The sequence below is a fragment of the Craterilacuibacter sp. RT1T genome, from assembly GCF_023502145.1.
Taxonomy (GTDB): Bacteria; Pseudomonadota; Gammaproteobacteria; order Burkholderiales; family Chromobacteriaceae; genus Craterilacuibacter.
This window is the reverse complement of record NZ_JAMFLI010000001.1, coordinates 231,792-255,251: the sequence shown is the minus strand read 5'-3', so window position 1 is coordinate 255,251 and position 23,460 is coordinate 231,792. Positions and strand designations below refer to the sequence as shown.

Genomic DNA, 23,460 nt, shown 5'->3' with positions numbered 1-23,460 from the left:
CTTAGGCTGCACGTTTGAGTTTAGGGTCAAGCGCGTCACGCAGCCCGTCCCCCATCAGGTTGATCGCCAGCACCGAGAACAAAATGGTCAGGCCCGGCATGGTCACCACCCACCACGCGCGTTCGATGTAATCGCGCGCGGAGGCGAGCATGGTGCCCCACTCCGGTGTCGGCGGCTGCACCCCCAGACCCAAGAAGCCCAGTGCCGCAGCTTCGAGAATGGCCGAAGAAAAACTCATGGTCGCATGCACGATCAAAGGTGCCATGCAGTTGGGCAAAACCGTGACAAACATCAGGCGCAGCTTGCCGGCGCCGGCCACACGGCTGGCGGTCACATAGTCGCGGTTAAGTTCGGTCAAGGCCGAGGCGCGGGTCAGGCGCACATAGCCGGGCAATGCCACCACCGCGATGGCAATAATGGTGTTGATCAGACCGGGTCCCAGAATGGCAACAATGGCCACCGCCAGCAGCAAGGCAGGCAGCGCCATCATCACATCCATCAGCCGCATAATGGCCGGCCCCAGCACCTTGGGAGAAAAGGCCGCCACCAGGCCCAGAATCACACCGGGAACCAAGGATGCCAGCACCGATACCACACCGATAAACAGCGACATGCGCGCGCCGTAGACCAGTCGCGACAGAATGTCGCGTCCCAACTCGTCGGTGCCAAACAGATAAGCCATGCTGCCGCCCTCGCTCCAGGCCGGCGGGGTCAACAGATGGTCGCGGAATTGCTCGATCGGGCTATAAGGTGCGACCCATGGCGCAAAAATGGCGGCCAAAAAAACCACCACCATAAAAGCGAGACCGGCAACGGCGCCCTTGTTAAAGGAAAAGCCCTGCCAGAACTCGCGCAAAGGACTGGGGTAGTGCTGTACCGGCTCGTCGGCGGCCGGCAGGATGGTGCTGTTGTTTTGGCTCATGGCAGCTTCCTTACTTGGCATGACGGATGCGCGGGTTGGCGATACCGTACAGAATGTCGACGACAAAGTTGGTCAGGATCACCAGTGTGGCAACGATCAGGATGCCGTTCTGCACAATGGGGTAATCACGGCGACCGATGGCGTCAATCAGCCACTTGCCTATCCCCGGCCAGGAGAAAATGGTCTCGGTCAGCACCGCCCCGCCCATCAACACCCCCACCTGCAGGCCCATCACGGTCAGGACCGGAATCAGCGCATTTCTGAGGGTATGAACAAAAATCACCCGTGCCGGCGACAAGCCCTTGGCGCGCGCGGTGCGGACATAGTCTTCCTGCATCACTTCCAGCATCGACGAACGCGTCATGCGAGCAATGACCGCCAGCGGGATGGTGCCCAGCACGATGGATGGCAGAATCAGATGCATCAGCGCATCTTTAAAGGCACCGGCGTTGTACTCGGGGTCGGCCGCCTCGGCGCGCCAGGCATCGATCAGCATAAAGCCGGTGTCCGGCGGAATGTCGAACATCAGATCCAGACGGCCCGACACCGGCGTCCAGCCAAGCGTCACCGAGAAGAACATGATCAGCACCAGGCCCCACCAGAAAATCGGCATGGAAAAACCGGTCAGCGCCAGCCCCATCACGCCATGATCGAATAGCGAACCGCGCTTGATCGCAGCCAGTACGCCGGCCAGCAGGCCTAACACACAGGCAAACAGCATGGCGCACAGGGCCAACTCCAGCGTGGCGGGGAATAAGGTGGTGAATTCGGTCCAGACGCTTTCGCGCGTGACCAGCGACTCGCCCAGATTGCCCTGAAACAGATTGGCCAGGTAGTCGAAATACTGGGCATACAAAGGTTTATCCAGCCCCAGACGGTGCAGCGCCTCGGCGTGCATCTGCGGGTCGAGCGAACGCTCGCCCATCATGACCTCGACCGGATCGCCGGGAATCATGCGTATCAGTCCGAAGGTCAGCAAGGTAATGCCGAAAAAGGTCGGAATCAACAGACCCAGACGGCGCAAAATGAAGGTAAACATCGTTTTTCCACTCCCGATGTCCGGCATACCGGCATCGTTGTCAGCCCCCAACGCCAGAGCCTAAGCCCCGGCACTTTAAAATGACCCGATGAAGCTGGCCATAAAACCGCAGCCTGAAGGTGTTGCTCTTAACAGGCGCCATCCCTCAGGCTGCGCCCTGCCGCGACTGCCGGCAGGGATTTAAACGCGATGATTACTTCACACCCACGCCATAGAACGCATTCAGGCCAAACGGGCTGACCTTGAAGTTTTCTACATTCTTGCGTACCGGCTGATTGATCGTCGAGTGGGCAATCGGCGTGATCGGCACTTGCGACTTGAGAATCTCCTGTGCCTTGGCGTACAGCTTGCTGCGCTCGGCGACATTGGTGGTGACCTTGGCCTTTTGTACCAAATCGTCAAACGGCTTGTAGCACCACTTGGAGTAATTGCTACCGGACACCGAATCGCAACCATACAGATTGTTCATCCAGTTATCCGGATCCCCATTGTCTCCGGTCCAGCCGATCAGGATGGCGTCATGTTCGCCCTTCATGGCGCGCTTCATATACTCGCCCCACTCATAAGTGACGATCTTGGCCTTGACGCCGATTTTGGCGTAGTCCGCCTGCATCATCTCCGCCATCAGTTTGGCGTTGGGGTTATACGGACGCTGTACCGGCATCGCCCACAAGGTCATCTCGAAACCATTCGGGTAGCCTGCTTTGGCGAGCAAAGCCTTGGCCTTGGCCGGATCATAGGCGCTGGACTTGATGGCCTTGTTGTAAGACCACTGGGTCGGTGGCAATGCGTTATCGGCCTTTTGCCCGGCCCCCTGATAAACCGCCGTCAGGATCGCATTCTTGTTGATCGCCATATCCAGCGCCTGGCGTACTTCCAGCTTGGCCAGTTGCGGCTTTTTCACGTTGTAAGCCACATAGCCCAGGTTAAAGCCCGGCTTGGAAATAACGGCGATTTTCGGGTCGGCCTTGATCGATGGCAAATCGGCCGGACGCGGATAAACCGTCACTTGGCACTCGCCTTTTTTAAGCTTCTGGGCACGCACCGACGGGTCGGTCACGATGGCGAACACCAGATTGTCCAGCTTGACATCGGCCGGCTTCCAGTATTGCTTGTTGCCGCTGTAACGGATCTGTGCATCCTTCTGATAGCGGCGGAATACGAAAGGACCGGTACCGATCGGTTTCTGATTAAGATCCGATGCCTTGCCCGATTTCAACAACTGGTCAGCGTATTCGGCAGACTGGATAGACGCAAAGCTCATCGCCAGGTTCTGGATGAAAGCCGCATCAACACTCTTCAGCGTAAAACGTACGGTCTGCGGGTCGACCTTCTCGACTTTGCTGATATTGCCGTCCAAGCCCATATCGGTGAAATAAGGGAATTCGGTCGGGTAGGCCTTGCGGAAAGGATGGTTCTTGTCGAGCATGCGCTGGAAAGTAAACAGCACATCGTCAGCGTTAAAGTCGCGCGCTGGCTTGAAGCTGTCGTTGCTGTGGAACTTCACGCCACGACGCAGCTTGAAAGTGTAGACCTTGTTATCCGGGGAAATAGTCCACGACTCGGCCAGACCCGGAATCACCTTGGTACCGCCGCGCTCGAATTCGACCAGACGGTTGAAAACGGTTTCGGCCGAGGCATCGAAATCGGCGCCCGACAGATACTGTGCCGGATCAAAACCACTCGGACTACTTTCCGAGCAATAAATCAGTGTTCCCGCCGCCTGGCTGGCTGCGGCGCTGGCCAGCAAGCCGGCAGCGATCAGTAATTTCCTGGTTTTTTTCATGATCAATTCCACTTCTCTTTTGGATAGGATGGCTGCAGTCTGATTACGCACGCTGCATTCAAAATACATTATTTAATTACAATGAGATTGACAAGTGGTTGCCGCAGAATAATATCAAAAATATGCCATTAGGAATTAAAACCTCGCAATTTAATGCCATAAAAGATAAGCAACTGATTATTATCAATATAACGATTACGAATGATTGCTGTTCTAACAAAACAGCCCCCGGCAAATCATGCAGGGGGCTGGGCAGTTCAAGGGCGCTCGCGCCCTCGCAGCAGACTTACTTCACGCTGACATTCTGGAAGGTGTAGTCACCGAACGGACTGATCTTGAAGCCGTTCACTTCCTTGCGCATAGGCTGGTTGACGGTCGAATGGGCAATGGTCGACCACGGCATGTCACGCTTGAACACTTCCTGTGCCTTGGCATACAGCTTGGTGCGCTCGGCCAGATTGGTCGACTTGCGCGCCGCCAGTACCAGCTGATCGAACTCCTTGCTGCAATAGCGTGCATAGTTGGAGCCACCTACCGCTTCGCAAGTCAGCAGCACGCCGAGGAAGTTGTCAGGCGAGGCGTAGTCACCGGTCCAGCCAATCAGGCCGGTATCGTGCTCGCCGTTCTTCATGCGCTTGAGGTACTCACCCCACTCGTAACTTTGGATCTTGGCCTTGACGCCAATCTTGGCCCAGTCGGCCTGAATCATCTCGGCCATCAGCTTGGCATTCGGATTGTATGGGCGCTGCACCGGCATCGCCCACAAGGTGATCTCGAAACCATTGGGGTAGCCGGCCTTGGCCAATTCTGCCTTGGCTTTGGCCGGGTCAAATGCCGGATTTTTCAGCGACTTGTTATACGACCACAAGGTCGGCGGAATCGGATTGGATGCCTCAATGCCCTGGCCCTGATACACGGCATCAATAATGGCCTTGCGGTTGATCGCCATATCCAGCGCCTTGCGCACCGCCGGATTCTTCAATTGCGGCTTTTCTACGTTGTACGACAGATAGCCGATATTAAAGCCCTGCGAACTCGTCATTTTGAGCTTGGGGTCCGCCTTCATACCGGCAAGGTCGGTCGGCTTGGGATAAGACATGATCTGGCACTCGCCGGCCTTCATCTTCTGGTAGCGCACCGATGGGTCGGTGGTGATGGCGTAGACCAGATTGTCGATTTTGACCGCGCCCTTCTTCCAGTAATCCTTATTGGCGGCGTAGCGGATCTGTGCGTCTTTCTGGTAACGCTTAAGCACGAACGGACCGGTACCGACCGGCTTCTGGTTGATGTCGCCGGCCTTGCCCGCTGCCATCAACTGGCCCACATACTCGGCAGACAACACCGACGCGAACGGCATGGCGATCTTGGCCAGCAAATCGGCATCCGGTTCTTTTAGCGTGAAGCGCACCGTGTTTGGATCCACCTTTTCGACCGAAACAATATTGGCGTCCAGACCGGTATCGGAGGCGTACGGGAACTCGACCGGATAGGCTTTACGGAAGGCGTTGTTCTTGTTGACCATGCGGTCAAAACTCAGCACCACATCGTCGGCGTTAAAGTCGCGTGTCGGCTTGAAGTTTTCGGTGGTGTGGAATTTGACGCCTTTTCTGAGCTTGAAGGTATAGACCTTGCCGTCAGGGGATACGGTCCAGCTTTCCGCCAGACCTGGCTGCAGTTTGGTCGAGCCTTGTTCGAATTCGACCAGACGGTTGTACAGCGGATGACCGGAAGCATCAAAGCTGTTGCCACCGGTATATTGGGCATTATCAAAGCCTTCAGGACTGGCTTCAGAGCAGTAGATCAGCGTGCCACCTGCAGCATGGGCCAACTGGGCACCGGCGATCAGGCCGGCAGCGAGCAAAACACGTGTCATTGTCTTCATGGTTTCTCCTCATGATTCCCGTGTGTGGAAAGTACCCGGCGCATACGCCGGGCACATAGAGAAGAACACTAAGCAACAATGATGTCATTTGCAACAAAATACTTCGCGCCAAATGTATTTTGTATACTTTTGATGAGTCAGATTTTACGCAGCACCACACTGCCCACCGAGTAGCCGGCACCAAAGGAAGACAATACGCCAACCTCACCTGCCGCCATATCGGCGTGGTAAAGGTGAAAAGCGATCACCGAGCCGGCCGAACTGGTGTTGGCATAGCGGTCCAGAATCACCGGCGCTTCGTCCAGTGTGGCCTCGCGGCCGAGGACGCGGCGCGAGATCAGCTGATTCATCGCCAGATTGGCCTGATGCAGCCAGAAACGGCGCACCGATTCCGGCGCGATCGCAAGGTTCGCCAGATGAGACACAATATGCTCCCCCACCATAGGGCACACTTCCTTGAATACCTTGCGTCCCTGCTGCACAAACAGCTTGTCCGGCGCACCAATGCCGGCCTCGTCGCAGCGGTTCAGGAAACCGGCATTATTGCGGATATTATTGGAGAACTGGGTCGCCAGTTTGCAGCCCAGAATCTCGAAGCGCTGGGCTGAAGTGGCCAGATCGGCACGCTCCAGCACCACGGCGGTGGCTGCGTCACCAAAGATGAAATGGCTGTCACGATCGCGGAAATTCAGGTGGGCCGAACAGATTTCCGGATTCACCATCAAGACCGCGCGCGCAGCGCCGGCCGAGATCGCATTGACGGCCGCCTGAATGCCGAACGTCGCCGACGAGCAAGCCACATTCATATCATAACCGTAGCCGGCTATCCCCAAAGCCTGTTGCACCTCGACCGCCATGGCCGGGTAAGCACGCTGCATATTGGAGCAGGCCACAATCACCATATCGATATCGGCAGCCGTTTTCCCGGCATTCGCCAGTGCTTCGCGCGCGGCAGCCACCGCCATTTCGGCCTGGATGGACAGCTCGTCATTGCTGCGCTCGGGCAAATGGGGCGTCATACGCGCAGGATCGAGTACCCCGTTTGCATCCATCAGATAGCGCTGGTGAATGCCGGACGCCTTGATAATGAACTCGGCACTAGACTCGGCCAATGCCGCCACGCGGCCCTCGGCAATCGCGGCCTGATTTTCAGCATTAAAAGCCTGTACATAGGCATTGAATGCGGCCACTAGCTGCTCATTACTGACGGCATTGGGCGGCGTAAACAGACCGGTCCCGCTGATCACAACCTTGTTCATGCAAAAAGCTCCATGGCCGGCACAACAACGCCTGCCGTTATCAATGTTATACACAAGTATTATCTGAGCGATAATACACCACGCCTTGCAATAAACAGCAATAAAACCCTCCCGGAACAGCATTATTCCTAGTAAAATTATCGGGTTTCCAGTCTTCCCCTGCCTTATACAGCGCGCATAAAAACTTTCGCAGTCAATACTTGACCAAAACACTCGGGTATTGGCATAATCCGCTTGGGATTGCGAAACTATATAAAAGCAGCAAAGACAGGGAGAACACCACACCATGCGCCTGACTACCAAAGGACGCTTCGCCGTCACCGCCATGCTCGATCTCGCCATGCGCGAAGCCGGCGGGCCGGTCACGCTGGCCGGCATCAGCGAGCGCCAAGGCATTTCCCTGTCGTATCTGGAACAATTATTCGGCAAGCTCAGGCGCTCTGAGCTGGTTGAAAGCACGCGCGGACCGGGCGGCGGCTACACACTGGCTCGTGAGGCTGAGAGTATTTCAGTCTCCCAAATCATCGCGGCCGTGGATGAGCCGGTCGATGCCACCCAGTGTGGCGGCAAGGAAAATTGTCGTGGCAGCCAGCGCTGCATGACGCACGACTTATGGACCGAACTGAACGCCACCTTATACGACTACCTGTCCAAAATCAGCCTGGGCAGTCTGGTCGACAAGCAGCGCGCCAAAGAAGTCAATGTAATGCAGGACCAACGCGAGTCGCCAAAGCACAGGGCGCATGCCGAGGCCACAACCAGCGCCCTTTAAGCGCCGGCACCCATTCGGAGAATTCAAACATGAGCCAGCTCAAGCTTCCCATTTACCTCGACTACTCCGCCACCACGCCGATAGACCCGCGTGTGGCCGAGGTGATGATTCCCTACCTGACCGAAAAATTCGGCAACCCCGCTTCGCGCAGCCATCCTTTTGGCTGGGAGGCTGAAGCGGCGGTAGAGAACGCACGGGTCGAAGTGGCCAAGCTGGTGGGTTGTGACGCCAAGGAAATCGTCTGGACCTCGGGCGCAACCGAGTCCAACAATCTGGCCCTCAAGGGCGCGGCCCAGTTTTACAAAACCAAGGGCAAACACCTGATTACGGTCAAGACCGAACACAAGGCCATTCTTGACACCATGCGCGAGCTGGAGCGTCAGGGCTTTGAGGTCACTTACCTCAATGTGCTGGAAAATGGTCTGATCGATCTGGAGGCTCTCAAAGCCGCGATCCGTCCGGACACCATTTTGGTGTCGGTCATGTTCGTCAATAACGAAATCGGCGTCATTCAGGACATCCCCGCCATTGGCGAGTTGTGCCGTGAAAAAGGCATCCTGTTCCATGTCGATGCGGCGCAAGCCACCGGCAAGGTTGATATCGATCTGGACAAACTCAAGGTCGACCTGATGAGCTTCTCGGCGCACAAAACGTATGGGCCTAAAGGCATCGGCGCCCTGTATATCCGCCGCAAACCGCGCGTCCGTCTGGAAGCGCAGATGCACGGCGGCGGCCATGAGCGTGGCTTCCGCTCCGGCACCCTGGCCACACACCAGATCGCCGGCATGGGCGAGGCTTTCCGCATTGCCCGCATGGACATGCACGCCGAAAACGAACGCATCCGTATGCTGCGCGACCGTCTGTGGCACGGCATTCAGGATATGGAAGAGGTGTATATCAACGGCGACGTCGAACAGCGTGTGCCGCACAACCTCAATGTCAGCTTCAATTTTGTCGAAGGCGAAAGCCTGATTATGGCGATCAAGGATCTGGCCGTATCCTCCGGCTCGGCCTGTACCTCGGCTTCGCTCGAGCCTTCCTATGTGCTGCGCGCACTGGGACGCAATGACGAGATGGCGCACAGCTCCATCCGCTTCACCATCGGCCGCTTTACCACCGAAGAAGAAATCGACTACGCCATCAAGCTGCTCAAAGAGAAAATCGGCAAACTGCGCGAATTGTCCCCGCTGTGGGAAATGTTCAAGGACGGGGTGGATCTGAATACCGTCCAGTGGGCTGCACACTGACATCGACGGACACGGGCCGGCAAATAGCGGCCCGAACCGGCAACAAGGAGAAATACCATGGCTTATAGCGAAAAAGTCCTCGACCACTATGAAAACCCGCGCAATGTCGGCGCCTTTGAAAAAGGCGACGACACGGTCGGCACCGGCATGGTCGGTGCACCGGCTTGCGGCGACGTGATGAAGCTGCAAATCAAGGTCGGCGCCGATGGCGTGATCGAAGATGCCAAATTCAAGACCTATGGCTGCGGCTCTGCCATTGCCTCGTCCTCGCTCGTGACCGAATGGGTCAAGGGCAAGACGCTGGATCAGGCGATGGCCATCAAAAATACTGAAATCGCCGAAGAACTGGCCCTGCCACCGGTCAAGATCCACTGCTCGATACTCGCCGAAGACGCCATCAAGGCGGCCGTCAGCGACTACAAGCAAAAACACGGTCAATAAGGAGACATCATGGCGATTACCCTGACTCAAGCCGCTGCTGATCATATCCGCAACTTCATTGCCAAACGCGGCAAGGGTCTGGGCATCCGTCTGGGTGTCAAGACCTCCGGCTGCTCGGGCATGGCTTACAAACTCGAATTTGTCGATGTACCCAGCGAAGACGACATCACCTTCGAGAACGATGGCGTGACCGTGTTTACCGATGCCAAGAGTCTGGCCTATCTGGATGGCACCGAGCTTGATTTTGCCAAGGAAGGGCTGAACGAAGGCTTCAAGTTCAACAACCCCAACGTCAAGAACGAGTGCGGCTGCGGCGAAAGCTTTAATGTCTGACAGTGTATCCGGCCACGGCCGGATACACCCATAAACGGGGCTCGCGCCCTGCAGGACTGCCATGAATTCCGACTTTACCCAGGACTACTTTGCGCTGTTCGCCCTGCCGCAGCGCTTCGCGCTGGATCTGGCCTTGCTTGAGCGCAACTGGCGCACCATCGCCGCCGAAGTGCACCCGGACCGCTTTGCCAGCGCGCCGGACGCGGAGCGGCGCCGCGCACTGATGGTGGCGACCCGCGTCAATGAAGCCTATCAGACGCTGAAAAAGCCGATTTCGCGCGCACGCTATCTGCTGTCGCTCGCCGGCGTGGATACGCAGGAAGAAACCAACACCAGCATGCCGGCCGACTTTCTGATGTTGCAGATGGAGTGGCATGAGGCACTGGCCGATGCCAAGGCTGACAGCGATATCGAGGCACTGGAAAAGTTGTCGCGCGAGATTCAGAGCGATATGCGCGAACTGGAAACGGCACTGACACAAGGCATAGACAACGAACACGATCTGGAAGGCGCAGCGGTTTTAGTGCGAAAATTGCGCTTCCTGGAAAAAATCGAGCAGGACACCGGCGACGCCATCGAAGCGCTGCTGTACTAGAAACGCGGGTTTACGCTCGCACGACAAAGACCCGAAGACGCCATGGCCCTATTGCAAATAGCCGAACCCGGCCTGTCAGCAGCACCTCATCAGCATCGCCTCGCCGTCGGCATCGACCTTGGCACCACCAACTCCCTGGTCGCTACCGTACGCAGCGGCACGGCAACCGTCCTGCCCGATGCCCACGGCCGCAGTCTGCTGCCCTCGGTCGTGCGCTATCTGAGCGACGGCCAGAGCGTAGTCGGCATCGAGGCACAAGCCGAGCAAAGCCGCGACCCGCATAACACCATCGTTTCGACCAAACGCTTTATGGGGCGCAGCCTGTCCGATATCGCCGAAGCGGCGTCCCTGCCCTACCGCTTTATCGATACGCCGGGCATGTTGCAGATCCAGACCCATAGCGGCGCCAAAAGCCCGGTCGAAGTCTCGGCCGAAATTCTCAAGACCCTGCGCCTGCGCGCAGAAGCGAGCCTGGGCGGCGAGCTGACCGGGGCCGTCATCACCGTCCCGGCTTATTTCGATGATGCGCAGCGTCAGGCCACCAAGGACGCCGCTCGCCTGGCCGGCCTGCATGTCTTGCGCCTGTTGAACGAACCCACGGCGGCGGCGATCGCCTATGGGCTGGACAACGCTTCCGAAGGCACTTACGCCGTCTATGATCTGGGTGGCGGCACGCTGGACGTATCCATTCTCAAGCTGACCCGTGGCGTATTCGAAGTGCTGTCCACCAGCGGCGATGCCGCCTTGGGCGGGGATGACTTCGACCACCGCATCTATTGCTGGATACTGGCCGAAGCCGGCCTGTCCGGCCTGAATGCCCAGGATACCCGCTTGCTGCTGACCCGCGCACGCGAAGCCAAGGAACACCTGAGCGAACACAGCGATGCCCGCATTACCGCCATTCTGTCCGATGGCCAGGCGCTGGACCTTGTGCTGCTGCAGGACACCTTTCACAGCATCACCCGCACCCTGATCGACAAGACACTACTCCCCATGCGCAAGGCACTGCGGGACGCACGCATCGCGGCGGCCGATATTGCCGGCGTGGTCATGGTGGGCGGCGCCACACGCATGCCGGCCATCCAGCAGGCCGTCGGCCAGTTCTTCGGCCAGCCGCCACTGACCAACCTCGACCCGGACAAGGTGGTTGCGCTGGGCGCCGCCATTCAGGCCAATGTGCTGGCGGGCAATAAGCAGGGGGACGACTGGCTGCTGCTGGATGTGAATCCGCTGTCGCTGGGCATCGAAACCATGGGCGGGCTGACCGAGAAAATCATCCCGCGCAATACCACCTTGCCGGTCGCCCGGGCGCAGGAGTTCACCACCTTCAAAGATGGCCAGACGGCCATGAGCATTCATGTGCTGCAGGGCGAGCGCGAACTGGTGGCGGATTGCCGCTCGCTGGGCCGCTTTGTACTGACCGGCATTCCGCCCATGGTGGCCGGTGCCGCCCGCATCCGCATCAGCTTCCAGATCGACGCCGATGGCCTGCTGTCGGTGTTCGCCCGTGAACTCACCTCGGGCGTGGAGGCCAGCATCACCATCAAGCCGTCTTATGGCCTGTCGGATGACGATATCAGCCGCATGCTGACCGAGTCCATGGACCATGTGCAGGATGATATCCAGGCACGCAAACTGCGTGAGGCCATCGTCGATGCCCAAAGCCTGATGGATGTCACCCGCACTGCGCTGCAAAGCGATGGCGACTTGCTGGACGACACAGAGCGCGCACAGGTCGATACCTGCCTGAATGCGGTAGACAGTGCAATAACCCAGAGCCATACCCGCGCTATCAACGAAGCCACCGCCGCGCTGAACCGCGCGACCGATACCTTTGCCTCACGCCGCATGGATCGCAATATCCGCCGCGCGCTTAAAGGCCACAATATTGCAGAACTCTAAGGACTGACTGTCATGCCCCGTATTATCGTGCTCCCCAACGCCGACCTGTGCCCGGATGGCGCCGTACTGGACGATGTCGCCAACGGCACCAGCATCTGCGATGCCCTGTTGGCCCACGATATCGAGATCGAGCACGCCTGTGAAAAATCATGTGCCTGCACCACCTGCCATGTCATCGTGCGCGAAGGCGGCGAATCGCTGAACGAAGCCGACGAGCTGGAAGAAGACATGCTGGACAAGGCCTGGGGGCTGGAAGCGCAGTCGCGCCTGTCCTGCCAGGCACTGGTCGACGGACAGGATCTGGTGGTCGAGATCCCGCGCTACACCATCAACCACGCCCGCGAACACCACTGAGCCTACGACACTGGAGAGCGCCATGAAATGGTCTGACATTCACGACATCGCTGCCGAGCTGTACGACACCCATCCCGATGTCGATCCGAAAGCCCTGCGCTTTACTGACTTGCACAACTGGGTGGTCGCCCTGCCCGACTTTGACGACGACCACAGCCGTGGCGGCGAAAAAGTACTGGAAGCGATTCAGCAAGCCTGGATAGACGAGGCCGAGTAAGGCCGGCAGCAAGCGAATTTTGATTGACACCCCGTTCTGCACGGGGTGTTTTTTCATCTAGAATGCATTATTTGCCCACAGGAGCCTCCGCCATGTTCAGACTGGTTATCGCCGACAAGAATTTCTCCTCCTGGTCACTGCGTCCGTGGCTGGTTCTCAAAATGCTGGCCGAACCGTTCGAAGAAATTCCGTTGCGCCTGTACCAGCCGGACACACACGCGCACATCCTGAAGTTCAGCCCCAGCGGCAAGGTGCCGGCACTGCTCGACCACCAGTTGTGCATCTGGGATTCGCTGGCTATTTGCGAGTATCTGGCCGAGTGTTTTCCTGCTGCCGGCCTCTGGCCGCGCGAAGCCGCCGACCGCGCCACCGCGCGTGCCATTGCCGCCGAGATGCATTCGGGCTTTAGCGCGCTACGCCAGAACCTGCCGCTGAATGTGGTCGCGCAATATAGTGGCCTGAGCTTTGATGAGGCCACCCAGGCCGATATAAAGCGTATCAGTGAAATCTGGCAATCGCTGCGCCATGACCATCAGGATGGCGGTCCCTTCCTGTTTGGCGGCTTCACCATCGCCGACGCGATGTATGCGCCGGTAGCGCTGCGCTTTGCCAGCTATGGTGTAAGTCTGCCTCCGCTGGCTCAGGCTTACGCCGACCATATCCGGGCGCTACCGGCCATGCAGCAATGGATCGCCGAAGCCAGGGCCGAGCAGGATGGCAAGGATAGTTGATTTTTCCGCCAGGGGACGGCGCGCCATTCATTAGAGTTTGCTAAACTGTCGCGCTTATTCGGGAGCAGCATTATGAGTACACCCTTTATCATCGGCGTGGCCGGTGGCAGCGGTAGCGGCAAGACCACCGTCACCCGCAAAGTCGTTGAAACCATAGGCAGCGACAAGGCAGCCGTCATCATTCAGGACAACTACTATCGCGACCAGAGCCATCTGACGATGGAACAGCGTCTGCACACCAACTACGACCATCCGCACGCCTTTGACTGGCCGCTATTGATCGAACACATCGATGCGCTGAAAAACGGCGTCCCCATCGAGATGCCGATCTACGATTTTGCCAACCATACCCGTGCCCCGCAGACCGAGACCGTGGTCAGCGCGCCGGTCATCGTAATCGAAGGTATTTTTGCCCTGTACGATCAGGCGCTACGCGACCTGATGTCGCTGAAGATCTTTGTCGACACCGACGGCGATGTACGTTTTATCCGCCGCCTGGAGCGCGATATTGCCGAGCGTGGCCGCACCATGGCCAGCGTGATCGAACAATATCTGGGCACGGTACGCCCGATGCACAACCAGTTTGTCGAACCGACCAAACGCTTCGCCGACGTCATTCTGCCGCATGGCGTCAACGACCCGGCCGTCGACCTGATTACCGCACGGGTGGGCAATCTGCTGAAGTAAGGGTCTGCCTTGGGCAGGACACTACGCAAAAAAGCCGGAACGCATTCCGGCTTTTTCTATTTCACCCTTAGATCAGGCCGTCTTGAGCGGAATCTTGTTGCCGATCTTGACGCGCCACTCTGCCGGGCCGGTTGCGTGCACCGACGTGCCCTGGCTATCGACGGCCACTGTCACCGGCATGTCTTTCACCTCGAACTCGTAAATCGCCTCCATGCCCAGATCGGCAAAGCCGACCACATGCGAAGCCTTGATCGCCTTGGACACCAGATAGGCCGAACCGCCCACCGCCATCAGATACACCGACTGATGCTTCTTGATCGCCTCTATCGCTGCCGGGCCGCGCTCGGCCTTGCCTATCATGCCCAAGAGGCCGGTTTCAGCCAGCACCTGCTCGGTAAACTTGTCCATACGGGTCGCGGTCGTCGGGCCGGCCGGGCCAACGACTTCGTCACCGACCGGATCAACCGGGCCCACGTAATAAATAAAGCGGCCAGCCAGATCCACCGGCAGTCTCTCGCCCTTGTTCAGCATATCGACGATGCGCTTATGCGCGGCATCGCGGCCGGTCAGCATCTTGCCGTTCAAAAGCAGCACTTCACCCGGCTTCCAGCTGGCCACTTCCTCGCGGGTGACGGTATCCAGATTGACGCGGCGGCCAGCGGCGTTGTCATACGGAATATCCGGCCAGTCTTCCAGTTTGGGCGCTTCCAGCACGGCAGGACCGCTGCCATCGAGATGGAAATGCACATGGCGCGTGGCGGCGCAGTTGGGGATCATCGCTACCGGCAAGGAGGCGGCATGGGTTGGGTAATCCATGATTTTCACATCCAGCACCGTGGTCAAGCCGCCCAAGCCCTGTGCGCCGATACCCAGCGCATTGATTTTTTCCAGCAGCTCCAGACGCAGCTCTTCTACCCGGGTCAGCATCTCGCCACGGGCGGCTTTTTCCTTGACCAGATGGATGTCCACCGGCCCCATCAGGCTTTCCTTGGCCAGCAGCATGGATTTTTCCGGTGTGCCGCCGATACCGATGCCGAGGATGCCCGGCGGACACCAGCCGGCCCCCATGGTCGGAATGGTCTTGAGCACCCAGTCAACCAGCGAGTCGGACGGATTCAGTGCCACGAACTTGGACTTGTTCTCCGAGCCGCCGCCCTTAGCTGCGCAGATCACCTCAACGTGATCGCCCTCGACAATCTCGTAGTGCACCACGGCCGGGGTATTATCCTTGCTGTTGCTGCGCTTACCCGCCGGGTCAAGCAGCACCGAAGCACGCAGTTTATTGTCCGGGTTGAGGTAGGCACGGCGCACGCCCTCATTCACCATCTCCTGCACCGACAGGGTCGCGTCCCAGCGCACATTCATGCCGACCTTCAGAAAGACCACAGCGATACCGGTATCCTGGCAGATAGGACGATGGCCCTCGGCGCACATGCGGCTGTTGACCAGAATCTGTGCCATCGCGTCTTTGGCGGCCGGGCTTTCTTCCGCCAGATAGGCGGCGTACAGCGCGTCGATAAAGTCCTTGGGGTGGTAATACGAGATGTACTGGAAAGCGTCGGCAATGCTCTGGATAAAATCATCCTGACGGATAGGGCGCATCGGGTTTCTCCATGGTTTGGGCTTCAGACCGTTGCCCCGCAGCAACAGGGCACGGCCTGTTTCATCATTGGCCGCTATTGTAGAATGCCCATACGATATACGTCACGCCTGATTATGGCGCTTGCAATTAGACGACCGGTCTAATAAGATGCGTTTTATGTCCAGACACCCGCTTTACCCTGACACACAGGCCCATATCCTTGATACCGGCGAGATGCTGATCCAGCACCGCGGCTTTACCGCACTCGGCTTATCCGAACTGCTGCGCGAAGCCGGCGTCCCCAAGGGCTCGTTCTACCACTATTTCAAGTCGAAAGAAGACTTCGGCGTCGCCCTGCTTAGCCGCTACTTCACCGATTACGACGATCAATTGCAGCTTGGCCTTGGCGAGAACGCCCCCGGCAACCAGCGCGAACGTCTGCTGGCCTACTTTGCGCGCTGGGTCGAACGCGCCGAGAGCCACGACCACAGCAATACCTGCCTGGCGGTCAAGCTGTCAGCCGAAGTTTCCGATCTGTCCGAGCCCATGCGTGAAGTGCTCAAGCGCGGCATGGATCAGGTCATCGCTCGTCTGGCTCATGCCATTCAGGCTGGCATCGCAGAAGGATCTCTGGCCGCTCACCCCCAGCCGGCAGAACTGGCCGAATCGCTCTACGCCAACTGGCTGGGCATGGCTTTGCTCAGCAAGGTGGCACGCAACAGCACGCCGTTACGCCGCCTGCTAGCCGAAACAGCACACCGCCTGCAGCCTGAACCCTAAGAGATTCCCCCTTAAACCAAACTGCCAGCCATTTTTCGATGTACTGGCACACATAGCAACTAGCCGACCGGTCTAATCAAGGAAAAAAGCATGCAACTCGACAAACTGTTCACCCCGCTGACTATGGGTGCCGTCACCCTGAAAAACCGCGTTTTGATGGCCCCCTTGACTCGCTTGCGTAACACCGAGCCGGGCGATCTGCCAACGTCACTGGCACGCGACTATTATGTGCAGCGCGCCAGTGCCGGCCTGATTATCAACGAAGGCACCCATATTTCGCCCACCGCCAAAGGCTATGCCGGCGCGCCCGGCATTTATAGCGAAGCGCAGGTTGCCGCTTGGTGCGACATCAATCAGGCGGTGCATGCCGCAGGCGGCCTGATGGCCATCCAGCTATGGCACACCGGCCGGATTTCCCACGTCAGCGTACAGCCTGGCGGTGAAGCACCGCTGGCGCCTTCGGCCATCACCGCTCAAAGCAATACCAATATCCGCAATGAAAATGGAGAGCTGGTACGCGCGCCCTGCTCCACCCCGCGTGCCATGGAAACCGCCGAAATAGAAGACCTACTGGAAGACTACCGCCGCGCCACCGACAATGCGCGCCGCGCCGACTTCGATCTGGTCGAAATCCATGGCGCCCACGGCTATCTGCTCAACCAGTTTCTGTCGCCTGAAGCCAACACCCGCACCGACGCCTATGGCGGCAGTGTTGCCAACCGCGCCCGCCTCCTGCTGGAAGTGGTTGATGCCGTCGTCGCCGAATGGTCTGCCGATCGCGTTGGCATCCGCATCTCGCCGCTCGGGGTATTCAATGGCCTATCCGATGTCGATCAGGAAGAAATGGCGATTTATCTGGCGGACGAACTGGCCAAACGCAAGCTCGCCTACCTGCATATCTCCGAACCGGACTGGGCCGGCGGCCCGGCCTATCAGGACAGCTTCCGCCAGACGCTACGCGCGCACTACGCAGGATGCATTATCGGTGCCGGTGGCTACACTGCAGACAAGGCCGAAGCCTTGCTGGAGAAAGGCTATATCGATGCCGCCGCCTTTGGCCGCAGCTTTATCGCCAACCCGGATCTGCCGGCACGCCTGCAAGCTGGCGCCGAACTGAATGCGCTGAACCCGGCGACGCTCTACGGTGGTGGCGCCGAAGGCTATACCGACTACCCTGCGTTGTAAGAGCGTGTTCACGATCTCGCGAGCAAGGGCGAGACAAGGCGAAAACGGCTGAGAAAGCGGAATGTACAGGTGGTATATGAGCATTTCGAAGCTGTTTTTAACGCCGTATCGCCGATGTACAGCAGATCGTGAACAGGTTCTAAGCAACCGTGTCATCAATGCGTCACACCGTGCACGCAAGCTGACACGCCCCCCACTTTGAAGGAGAGCACGATGAAACGCGTTCTGTTTGTTCTGACCAGCCACGACAAGCTGGGTGACACCGGCCATCGCACCGGCTTCTGGATTGAAGAGTTTGCCGCGCCCTATTATCTGCTGCACGATGCCGGCGTCGAGGTGACGCTGGCCTCCCCCTTGGGGCTGCAGCCGCCGATAGATCCGAAAAGCGCCCTGCCCGAATTCCAGACCCCGGCCACGGTGCGCTTCAATGCCGACACCGTGCTGCAGGACAAACTGGCGCATACCCTCACCCTCAAGGAAATCGAGGCGGCCGACTTCGATGCCGTGTTCTATCCGGGCGGTCATGGCCCCTTATGGGATCTGACCAATAACGAAGCCTCCATCTTGCTGCTGCAATCCTTTGACCGTCAGGGCAAACCGATTGCCGCCGTCTGCCATGCACCGGCCGTACTGCTACATGCCAAGAAAAGCGATGGCACCCCCCTCGTCGCCGGGCGTCATGTGACCGGCTTTACCAATGGCGAAGAAGAAGCCGTCGGCCTCACCCACATCGTGCCCTTCCTCTTGGAAGATGCGCTGATCAATGAGGGCGCACTCTACGCCAAGGGCGCTGACTGGGGTGTCTTTACCCAGCAGGACGGCCTGCTCATCACCGGTCAGAACCCGGCCTCCTCCGAAGCCGTCGCCAAGAAACTGCTGGATCAGCTTCACGCCTGAGAGCGTATTCACAATCTCGCGAGCGAGGGCGAGACAAGGCGAAAACGGCTGAGAAAGCGGAATGTACAGGTGGTACATGAGCATTTCGAAGCTGTTTTTAACGCCGTATCGCCGATGCGCAGCAGATCGTGAACAGGTTCTAAGCCGGATAACGCGGCATGGCGCCTTCTCGCCCCATGCCGCTTCCTGCTGTTTTCACGCATGCCTTACCCTGCTCCCGATTTACACATGGCATAATCTGCACACAAACCTACTCGTGTGAGCACCATGTCCTACCACCTTATCGTCCAGGCTCCTCAACTAAACGATCAAGCCTTGCAACAGCTAGCCGGCCTTGCCGGGGCCCAGCACATAGCGCGCCTGTCCGCATCCCGCGCCCGTCTGTCACCCGCCTCCCCCGCAGCGCGCAGCGCGCTGATGGCGGCGGCACAGACACTGGCTGTCGACATTGCACTCATGCAGGATGGCCAGCACTTTTCCGACTTCGGCTTATTGGTGTCGGACATGGACTCGACGCTGATCACCATAGAGTGCATAGATGAAATTGCCGATATGCAGGGTCTGAAGCCGCAGGTCGCCGCCATCACCGAGCGCTCGATGCGCGGCGAAATGGATTTTGCCCAGTCACTGACCGAGCGCGTGGCCTTGCTTGAGGGTCTGGAAGAGGCTGCGCTTATGCGCGTCTACCATGAGCGCCTTAAACTGACCCGGGGGGCCCGCACCCTGCTCGCCGCCTGCAAAACACATGATGTGCGCTTTATGCTGGTTTCCGGTGGCTTTACCTTTTTTACCGAACGGCTCAAGGCGGAACTGGGGCTGGACTATGCCTACGCCAATGAGCTTGAAATTAGCGATGGCCGTTTAACCGGCCGCATCAAGGGCGAGATTGTCGATGCGGCAGCCAAACGCAGTTTATTGATGGAAAAACGCACCGCCTTGGGCTTGCGGCCAGAGCAGGTCATTGCCATTGGCGATGGTGCCAATGATTTGCTGATGCTGGGTGAGGCCGGCATCGGTATCGCTTTTGATGCCAAACCCGTGGTGCGGGCACAAGCCGATATCGCCATCAATCATGTCGGCCTGGAAGGCGTTATCGGGCTATTTGATACAAAGGATGAACGGTGAGACTACCCGAACTGGACACGGTGTCGTTCGATGCAGAACTGCCGCTGGCTCTGGCGCCACACAGCCACTATAACGCCAAGCTGGCACGCGAGACCCGCCTGGCCCTGCGTATTCTGGCCGCCCCAACCGAGCAGCGCAGCGATGCCGACCCGCAACTGCAGCGTCTGGAGGCCAAACTGGATCTGGCACTGGAAGTCGCCCTGCTCTCCCGCCATCCGGACAGTGCCCCCTTGCACCCCTGCCGCCTGGGCCTGAATAGTCTGGCCTGGCATAGCGAGCAAGACCAAAGCCCCGGCGCGAACCTTCTGCTGCAGTTAAGCCCGCATGCCGACTCGGCTCTCACGCTGTTCCTGCCGGCCACGGTATTGGCCTGCCAGAGCGAAGGGCCGCAAGGCTATACGATCACGGCCTCCATCGAGGATGCCTTAAGCGACAACACCCGTCCTTTGTGGGAAAAATGGATTTTTCGGCGTCATCGCGAACAAATTTCCCGACGTTAACAAGCATTCACTTCCGAACAATATAAACTCGTCCTCACCTGCAACCTCCAGACAAACGCTAGTAAACCATACAAATAGCCGCAAACGAACAAGCAAAGTCGTAAATCGAACAAAATAAAAACCATACGACATAAAATGAGCACCCGCATATTGCTTGCGAGTGCTCATTTTTTATTGATCTTAATAAATAAATGATAATAAAATGATCTTAATAAATAGAAACAATTCTAATTACGGGCATAAAACCCTAAATAAGCAGGCGGGCAAACAGCATTGACTGTCAGTAGCAAGTGATACTGACATCCAGCGCAGGCTTTATCGCCAAACAATAGCAACAACCATTTACGCATTACGGATAATCAAACATGACTCACGAAGCCGTCGCTACACCGGACAACAAACCGTCCGGCTCGCATGCCAAAGCCGCTCTGCCTGCTTTCCCGGCCTGGAATAGCCGCGATACGACCTGGATGCTCAGCCTGTTCGGCACCGCGGTCGGTGCCGGCATTCTGTTCCTGCCTATCAACGCCGGTATGGGCGGTTTCTGGCCACTGGTCCTGATGGCGCTCTTGATCGGCCCGATGACCTTCCTCGCCCACCGCGGTCTGTCGCGCTTTGTCTGCTCGTCGGCCAAAGAAGGCAGCGACATCACCGAAGTGGTAGAAGAGCACTTCGGCGTAGGCGCGGGTAAAGCCATTACCCTGCTCTACTTCTTCGCGATCTACCCTATCGTTCTGATCTACGGTGTCGGCATCACCAACACCGTAGACAGCTTTATCGTCAACCAGCTGGGTATGGAATCGCCACCGCGCGCTCTGCTGTCCATCGTGCTGATCATGGGCATGATGTCGGTCATGCTGGCCGGCGAAAAGCTGATGCTCAAGGTGACCCAGTTTTTGGTGTACCCGCTGGTCGGCATTCTGGCCTTTATGTCGCTGTATCTGATTCCTGACTGGAAAATGGATGCACTGATGGTGATGCCGTCCGCTGTCGATGCCTTGGGCACCGTATGGCTGACGATCCCGGTTCTGGTCTTTGCCTTTAACCACTCGCCTGCCATTTCCCAGTTCGCCGTCGCCCAGCGCCGCGAATACGGTGTGCATGCCCGTAAAAAGGCCGACCAGATCCTGCGCAACACCTCCTTCATGTTGGTCGGTTTCGTGATGCTGTTCGTGTTCTCTTCCGTGCTGTCGCTGACCCCGGCCCAGCTGGCGGATGCCAAGGCACAGAACCTGCCTATCCTGTCCTACCTTGCCAACGTACATAACAGCGGCTTTGTTTCCTACTTCGGCCCGCTGGTTGCTTTCGTTGCCATCGTTTCCTCCTTCTTCGGCCACTATCTGGGCGCGGCAGAAGGCATGAACGGCATCATCGTCAAGCAGATGCGCAGCCACGGCAAAACCCCGGACACCAAGAAGATCAACCGCTTCATCCAGGTATTCATGGTACTGACCATCTGGGCGGTTGCCGTGATCAACCCTAGTATCCTGGGCATGATCGAAGCACTGGGCGGCCCGATTATCGCCGCCATCCTGTACCTGATGCCTATGTACGCCATCAGCAAGATCCCGGCGATGAAAGAACATCGCGGCGCGATCAGCAATGTGTTTGTTGTCGTAATGGGTCTGCTGGCGATGACCGCCATCCTGTTCGACTTCATCAAGTAAGCGATATACGGCAGCGCACAGTGCTGATATGAAAAAAGGAGGCTCCGCAAGGGACCTCCTTTTTTACATCGCGCAGCACGCTTTAAGCGAGTGCGGCCAAAAGCTTGCCGTGTATGCCGCCAAAGCCGCCATTACTCATCACCAGGATCTGATCCCCCGCCCGTGCGTCGCTCACGACAGCGGCAAGCAAAGCATCCAGATCATCAAAACTGGCCGCCGCCTCTCCCAGAGGCGCCAGAGCCTGCGCCGGATCCCAGCCCAGATTGGCACCATAGCAATACACCAGATCGGCATCGCCCAGCGAGCCTGCCAGCGCGTCCTTCATGGCACCCAGCTTCATGGTATTGGAGCGCGGCTCCAGCACCGCCAGAATGCGCGCATTGCCGACCTTGGCACGCAGGCCGGCAACCGTGGTCGCGATCGCCGTCGGGTGATGGGCAAAATCATCGTACACGGTCACCCCGCGCACCACACCCTTCACTTCCATGCGCCGCTTCACATTCACAAAGCGCGACAAGGCATCGATCCCCTGCTTGACCGTTACCCCGGCATGACGCGCAGCGGCAATCGCCGCGATGGCGTTAAGCCGGTTGTGTTCGCCTAACAGACCCCAGTGCACCACGCCCTGCAACACGCCATCCAGCTTGACTTCAAAACTGCCGTCACTGTCGACATGGCCTACTTGCCAGTCCGTCTCGCCGCCAAAACGCTCGACCGGTGTCCAGCAACCGCGCGCCAGCACCCGCTCCAGCGCCGCCTCGCGGCCATTGGCCACGATCAGCCCTTTGGACGGCACGGTACGTACCAAGTGATGGAACTGGGTCTCTATCGCCGGCAGGTCGGCAAAAATATCAGCGTGATCGAACTCGAGATTGTTCAGCACGGCCGTGCGCGGGCGGTAATGGACAAACTTGGAACGCTTATCGAAAAACGCGGTATCGTACTCGTCGGCCTCGATCACGAAAAACGGGCTTTCGCTAGCCGGATCCTGCAGCGGCGCGCCCGGCAAGCGGGCCGAAATGCCAAAATTCTCCGGAATGCCACCAATCAAAAAGCCCGGCGCCAGACCCGCATCTTCCAGTATCCAGGCCAGCATGGCGCTAGTCGTCGTTTTGCCATGGGTACCGGCAACCGCCAGTACCCAGCGCCCCTGCAAGACATGCTCGGCCAGCCACTGCGGACCAGAAATATACGGCAGGCCGCGATCGAGAATCTCTTCCATCAAGGGCTTGCCGCGCGTCACCACATTCCCGACCACATACATATCCGGCTCCAGCGCAATCTGCTCGGCGCCAAAACCTTCGATAAGCTCTATGCCCATCGCTTCGAGCTGGCTGCTCATCGGCGGGTAAACATGGGTGTCGCAGCCGGTGACGCGGTGCCCCGCCTGCTTGGCGATGGCGGCAATACCGCCCATAAAAGTGCCACAAATGCCTAGGATATGGATGTGCATGGAAAACGTCGCGTAGATAAGGCCATAAGGCCGAAAAACGCAAGCTTACGCACGAAGCGCGTCGCCCTCAAGCATGCGACGCCCTTCGCTCACGCTGAAAATGC

23 protein-coding genes are annotated in these 23,460 nt (G+C 58.2%); 16 read left to right on the top strand and 7 right to left on the bottom strand.

Annotated elements, in window-relative coordinates; translation table 11 throughout:
• Window position 1 precedes the first annotated feature (1 nt).
• The 5 genes from M3P88_RS01290 to M3P88_RS01270 all read right to left on the bottom strand — a co-directional run bounded on the left by M3P88_RS01290 (window position 2) and on the right by M3P88_RS01270 (window position 6,888).
• The gene (locus M3P88_RS01290) at window positions 2–922 is read right to left on the bottom strand and encodes an ABC transporter permease subunit (protein ID WP_249614284.1); all 921 of its coding nucleotides are present in this window, start codon (window positions 920–922) and stop codon (window positions 2–4) included.
• Between the two features lie 10 nt (window positions 923–932).
• Complete coding sequence (locus tag M3P88_RS01285; RefSeq protein WP_249614283.1) at window positions 933–1,961, bottom strand: ABC transporter permease subunit; 1,029 nt, start codon at window positions 1,959–1,961, stop codon at window positions 933–935.
• Window positions 1,962–2,154: 193 nt separating this feature from the next.
• A complete protein-coding gene (locus M3P88_RS01280; protein ID WP_283773053.1) occupies window positions 2,155–3,747 on the bottom strand; it encodes an ABC transporter substrate-binding protein in 1,593 nt (530 codons plus the stop codon).
• 286 nt (window positions 3,748–4,033) lie between these two features.
• Complete coding sequence (locus M3P88_RS01275) at window positions 4,034–5,629, bottom strand: ABC transporter substrate-binding protein (RefSeq protein WP_249614281.1); 1,596 nt, start codon at window positions 5,627–5,629, stop codon at window positions 4,034–4,036.
• A 137-nt stretch (window positions 5,630–5,766) separates the two neighbouring features.
• Window positions 5,767–6,888: a beta-ketoacyl-ACP synthase III gene (locus M3P88_RS01270; RefSeq protein WP_249614280.1), complete on the bottom strand. Its 1,122-nt coding sequence runs from the start codon at window positions 6,886–6,888 to the stop codon at window positions 5,767–5,769.
• Between the two features lie 286 nt (window positions 6,889–7,174).
• On the opposite strand from M3P88_RS01270, the gene iscR reads away from it, so the two are divergent.
• The 10 genes from iscR to udk all read left to right on the top strand — a co-directional run bounded on the left by iscR (window position 7,175) and on the right by udk (window position 14,167).
• The gene (gene iscR, locus M3P88_RS01265; RefSeq protein WP_249614279.1) at window positions 7,175–7,660 is read left to right on the top strand and encodes a Fe-S cluster assembly transcriptional regulator IscR; all 486 of its coding nucleotides are present in this window, start codon (window positions 7,175–7,177) and stop codon (window positions 7,658–7,660) included.
• Window positions 7,661–7,689: 29 nt separating this feature from the next.
• Window positions 7,690–8,907, top strand: a complete 1,218-nt coding sequence (locus tag M3P88_RS01260) for an IscS subfamily cysteine desulfurase (protein ID WP_249614278.1) — start codon at window positions 7,690–7,692, stop codon at window positions 8,905–8,907.
• A gap of 57 nt (window positions 8,908–8,964) precedes the next feature.
• Complete coding sequence (iscU, locus tag M3P88_RS01255) at window positions 8,965–9,348, top strand: Fe-S cluster assembly scaffold IscU (protein WP_124734109.1); 384 nt, start codon at window positions 8,965–8,967, stop codon at window positions 9,346–9,348.
• A gap of 9 nt (window positions 9,349–9,357) precedes the next feature.
• Complete coding sequence (gene iscA, locus M3P88_RS01250; protein ID WP_249614277.1) at window positions 9,358–9,681, top strand: iron-sulfur cluster assembly protein IscA; 324 nt, start codon at window positions 9,358–9,360, stop codon at window positions 9,679–9,681.
• A 61-nt stretch (window positions 9,682–9,742) separates the two neighbouring features.
• On the top strand, window positions 9,743–10,276 hold the full coding sequence (gene hscB, locus M3P88_RS01245; protein ID WP_249614276.1) for a Fe-S protein assembly co-chaperone HscB: 534 nt from the start codon (window positions 9,743–9,745) through the stop codon (window positions 10,274–10,276).
• 42 nt (window positions 10,277–10,318) lie between these two features.
• The gene (gene hscA / locus M3P88_RS01240; protein ID WP_249614275.1) at window positions 10,319–12,178 is read left to right on the top strand and encodes a Fe-S protein assembly chaperone HscA; all 1,860 of its coding nucleotides are present in this window, start codon (window positions 10,319–10,321) and stop codon (window positions 12,176–12,178) included.
• Window positions 12,179–12,190: 12 nt separating this feature from the next.
• Entirely contained in the window at window positions 12,191–12,532 is a 342-nt protein-coding gene (gene fdx / locus M3P88_RS01235; RefSeq protein ID WP_124734105.1) for an ISC system 2Fe-2S type ferredoxin, read from the top strand.
• Window positions 12,533–12,554: 22 nt separating this feature from the next.
• Window positions 12,555–12,749: a Fe-S cluster assembly protein IscX gene (iscX, locus tag M3P88_RS01230; RefSeq protein WP_249614274.1), complete on the top strand. Its 195-nt coding sequence runs from the start codon at window positions 12,555–12,557 to the stop codon at window positions 12,747–12,749.
• Window positions 12,750–12,841: 92 nt separating this feature from the next.
• On the top strand, window positions 12,842–13,480 hold the full coding sequence (locus M3P88_RS01225) for a glutathione S-transferase family protein (RefSeq protein WP_249614273.1): 639 nt from the start codon (window positions 12,842–12,844) through the stop codon (window positions 13,478–13,480).
• 72 nt (window positions 13,481–13,552) lie between these two features.
• A complete protein-coding gene (gene udk / locus M3P88_RS01220; protein ID WP_249614272.1) occupies window positions 13,553–14,167 on the top strand; it encodes a uridine kinase in 615 nt (204 codons plus the stop codon).
• Between the two features lie 72 nt (window positions 14,168–14,239).
• Here the strand turns inward: udk and M3P88_RS01215 are convergent, their stop codons facing one another.
• A complete protein-coding gene (locus M3P88_RS01215) occupies window positions 14,240–15,769 on the bottom strand; it encodes a fumarate hydratase (protein WP_249614271.1) in 1,530 nt (509 codons plus the stop codon).
• 157 nt (window positions 15,770–15,926) lie between these two features.
• Between M3P88_RS01215 and M3P88_RS01210 the strand changes: the two genes are divergently transcribed.
• The 6 genes from M3P88_RS01210 to M3P88_RS01185 all read left to right on the top strand — a co-directional run bounded on the left by M3P88_RS01210 (window position 15,927) and on the right by M3P88_RS01185 (window position 21,903).
• Window positions 15,927–16,529 carry a TetR/AcrR family transcriptional regulator gene (locus M3P88_RS01210; RefSeq protein WP_249614270.1) on the top strand — a complete coding sequence of 201 codons (603 nt, stop codon included), beginning with the start codon at window positions 15,927–15,929 and terminating at the stop codon, window positions 16,527–16,529.
• A gap of 90 nt (window positions 16,530–16,619) precedes the next feature.
• Window positions 16,620–17,714 (top strand): N-ethylmaleimide reductase, encoded by a 1,095-nt coding sequence (nemA, locus tag M3P88_RS01205; RefSeq protein WP_249614269.1) that lies wholly within the window; start codon window positions 16,620–16,622, stop codon window positions 17,712–17,714.
• A gap of 213 nt (window positions 17,715–17,927) precedes the next feature.
• Window positions 17,928–18,611 carry a type 1 glutamine amidotransferase domain-containing protein gene (locus M3P88_RS01200; protein WP_249614268.1) on the top strand — a complete coding sequence of 228 codons (684 nt, stop codon included), beginning with the start codon at window positions 17,928–17,930 and terminating at the stop codon, window positions 18,609–18,611.
• 267 nt (window positions 18,612–18,878) lie between these two features.
• The gene (gene serB, locus M3P88_RS01195) at window positions 18,879–19,736 is read left to right on the top strand and encodes a phosphoserine phosphatase SerB (RefSeq protein ID WP_249614267.1); all 858 of its coding nucleotides are present in this window, start codon (window positions 18,879–18,881) and stop codon (window positions 19,734–19,736) included.
• Window positions 19,733–20,236, top strand: a complete 504-nt coding sequence (locus tag M3P88_RS01190) for a PilZ domain-containing protein (RefSeq protein ID WP_249614266.1) — start codon at window positions 19,733–19,735, stop codon at window positions 20,234–20,236. Before serB ends, M3P88_RS01190 begins: the two co-directional genes overlap by 4 nt.
• A gap of 365 nt (window positions 20,237–20,601) precedes the next feature.
• A complete protein-coding gene (locus M3P88_RS01185) occupies window positions 20,602–21,903 on the top strand; it encodes a serine/threonine transporter (protein WP_283773052.1) in 1,302 nt (433 codons plus the stop codon).
• Window positions 21,904–21,985: 82 nt separating this feature from the next.
• On the opposite strand, the gene mpl is transcribed toward M3P88_RS01185, so the two are convergent.
• The gene (gene mpl, locus M3P88_RS01180) at window positions 21,986–23,356 is read right to left on the bottom strand and encodes a UDP-N-acetylmuramate:L-alanyl-gamma-D-glutamyl-meso-diaminopimelate ligase (protein ID WP_249614265.1); all 1,371 of its coding nucleotides are present in this window, start codon (window positions 23,354–23,356) and stop codon (window positions 21,986–21,988) included.
• Between the last annotated feature and the right edge of the window lie 104 nt (window positions 23,357–23,460).

Excerpts from the sequence above, each read along its gene's own strand:
- M3P88_RS01290 (WP_249614284.1), bottom strand. The coding sequence starts at position 922 with ATGAGCCAAAACAACAGCACCATCCTGCCGGCCGCCGACGAGCCGGTA.
- M3P88_RS01285 (WP_249614283.1), bottom strand. The coding sequence starts at position 1,961 with ATGTTTACCTTCATTTTGCGCCGTCTGGGTCTGTTGATTCCGACCTTT.
- M3P88_RS01280 (WP_283773053.1), bottom strand. The coding sequence starts at position 3,747 with ATGAAAAAAACCAGGAAATTACTGATCGCTGCCGGCTTGCTGGCCAGC.
- M3P88_RS01275 (WP_249614281.1), bottom strand. The coding sequence starts at position 5,629 with ATGAAGACAATGACACGTGTTTTGCTCGCTGCCGGCCTGATCGCCGGT.
- M3P88_RS01270 (WP_249614280.1), bottom strand. The coding sequence starts at position 6,888 with ATGAACAAGGTTGTGATCAGCGGGACCGGTCTGTTTACGCCGCCCAAT.
- iscR (WP_249614279.1), top strand. The coding sequence starts at position 7,175 with ATGCGCCTGACTACCAAAGGACGCTTCGCCGTCACCGCCATGCTCGAT.
- M3P88_RS01260 (WP_249614278.1), top strand. The coding sequence starts at position 7,690 with ATGAGCCAGCTCAAGCTTCCCATTTACCTCGACTACTCCGCCACCACG.
- iscU (WP_124734109.1), top strand. The coding sequence starts at position 8,965 with ATGGCTTATAGCGAAAAAGTCCTCGACCACTATGAAAACCCGCGCAAT.
- iscA (WP_249614277.1), top strand. The coding sequence starts at position 9,358 with ATGGCGATTACCCTGACTCAAGCCGCTGCTGATCATATCCGCAACTTC.
- hscB (WP_249614276.1), top strand. The coding sequence starts at position 9,743 with ATGAATTCCGACTTTACCCAGGACTACTTTGCGCTGTTCGCCCTGCCG.
- hscA (WP_249614275.1), top strand. The coding sequence starts at position 10,319 with ATGGCCCTATTGCAAATAGCCGAACCCGGCCTGTCAGCAGCACCTCAT.
- fdx (WP_124734105.1), top strand. The coding sequence starts at position 12,191 with ATGCCCCGTATTATCGTGCTCCCCAACGCCGACCTGTGCCCGGATGGC.
- iscX (WP_249614274.1), top strand. The coding sequence starts at position 12,555 with ATGAAATGGTCTGACATTCACGACATCGCTGCCGAGCTGTACGACACC.
- M3P88_RS01225 (WP_249614273.1), top strand. The coding sequence starts at position 12,842 with ATGTTCAGACTGGTTATCGCCGACAAGAATTTCTCCTCCTGGTCACTG.
- udk (WP_249614272.1), top strand. The coding sequence starts at position 13,553 with ATGAGTACACCCTTTATCATCGGCGTGGCCGGTGGCAGCGGTAGCGGC.
- M3P88_RS01215 (WP_249614271.1), bottom strand. The coding sequence starts at position 15,769 with ATGCGCCCTATCCGTCAGGATGATTTTATCCAGAGCATTGCCGACGCT.
- M3P88_RS01210 (WP_249614270.1), top strand. The coding sequence starts at position 15,927 with ATGTCCAGACACCCGCTTTACCCTGACACACAGGCCCATATCCTTGAT.
- nemA (WP_249614269.1), top strand. The coding sequence starts at position 16,620 with ATGCAACTCGACAAACTGTTCACCCCGCTGACTATGGGTGCCGTCACC.
- M3P88_RS01200 (WP_249614268.1), top strand. The coding sequence starts at position 17,928 with ATGAAACGCGTTCTGTTTGTTCTGACCAGCCACGACAAGCTGGGTGAC.
- serB (WP_249614267.1), top strand. The coding sequence starts at position 18,879 with ATGTCCTACCACCTTATCGTCCAGGCTCCTCAACTAAACGATCAAGCC.
- M3P88_RS01185 (WP_283773052.1), top strand. The coding sequence starts at position 20,602 with ATGACTCACGAAGCCGTCGCTACACCGGACAACAAACCGTCCGGCTCG.
- mpl (WP_249614265.1), bottom strand. The coding sequence starts at position 23,356 with ATGCACATCCATATCCTAGGCATTTGTGGCACTTTTATGGGCGGTATT.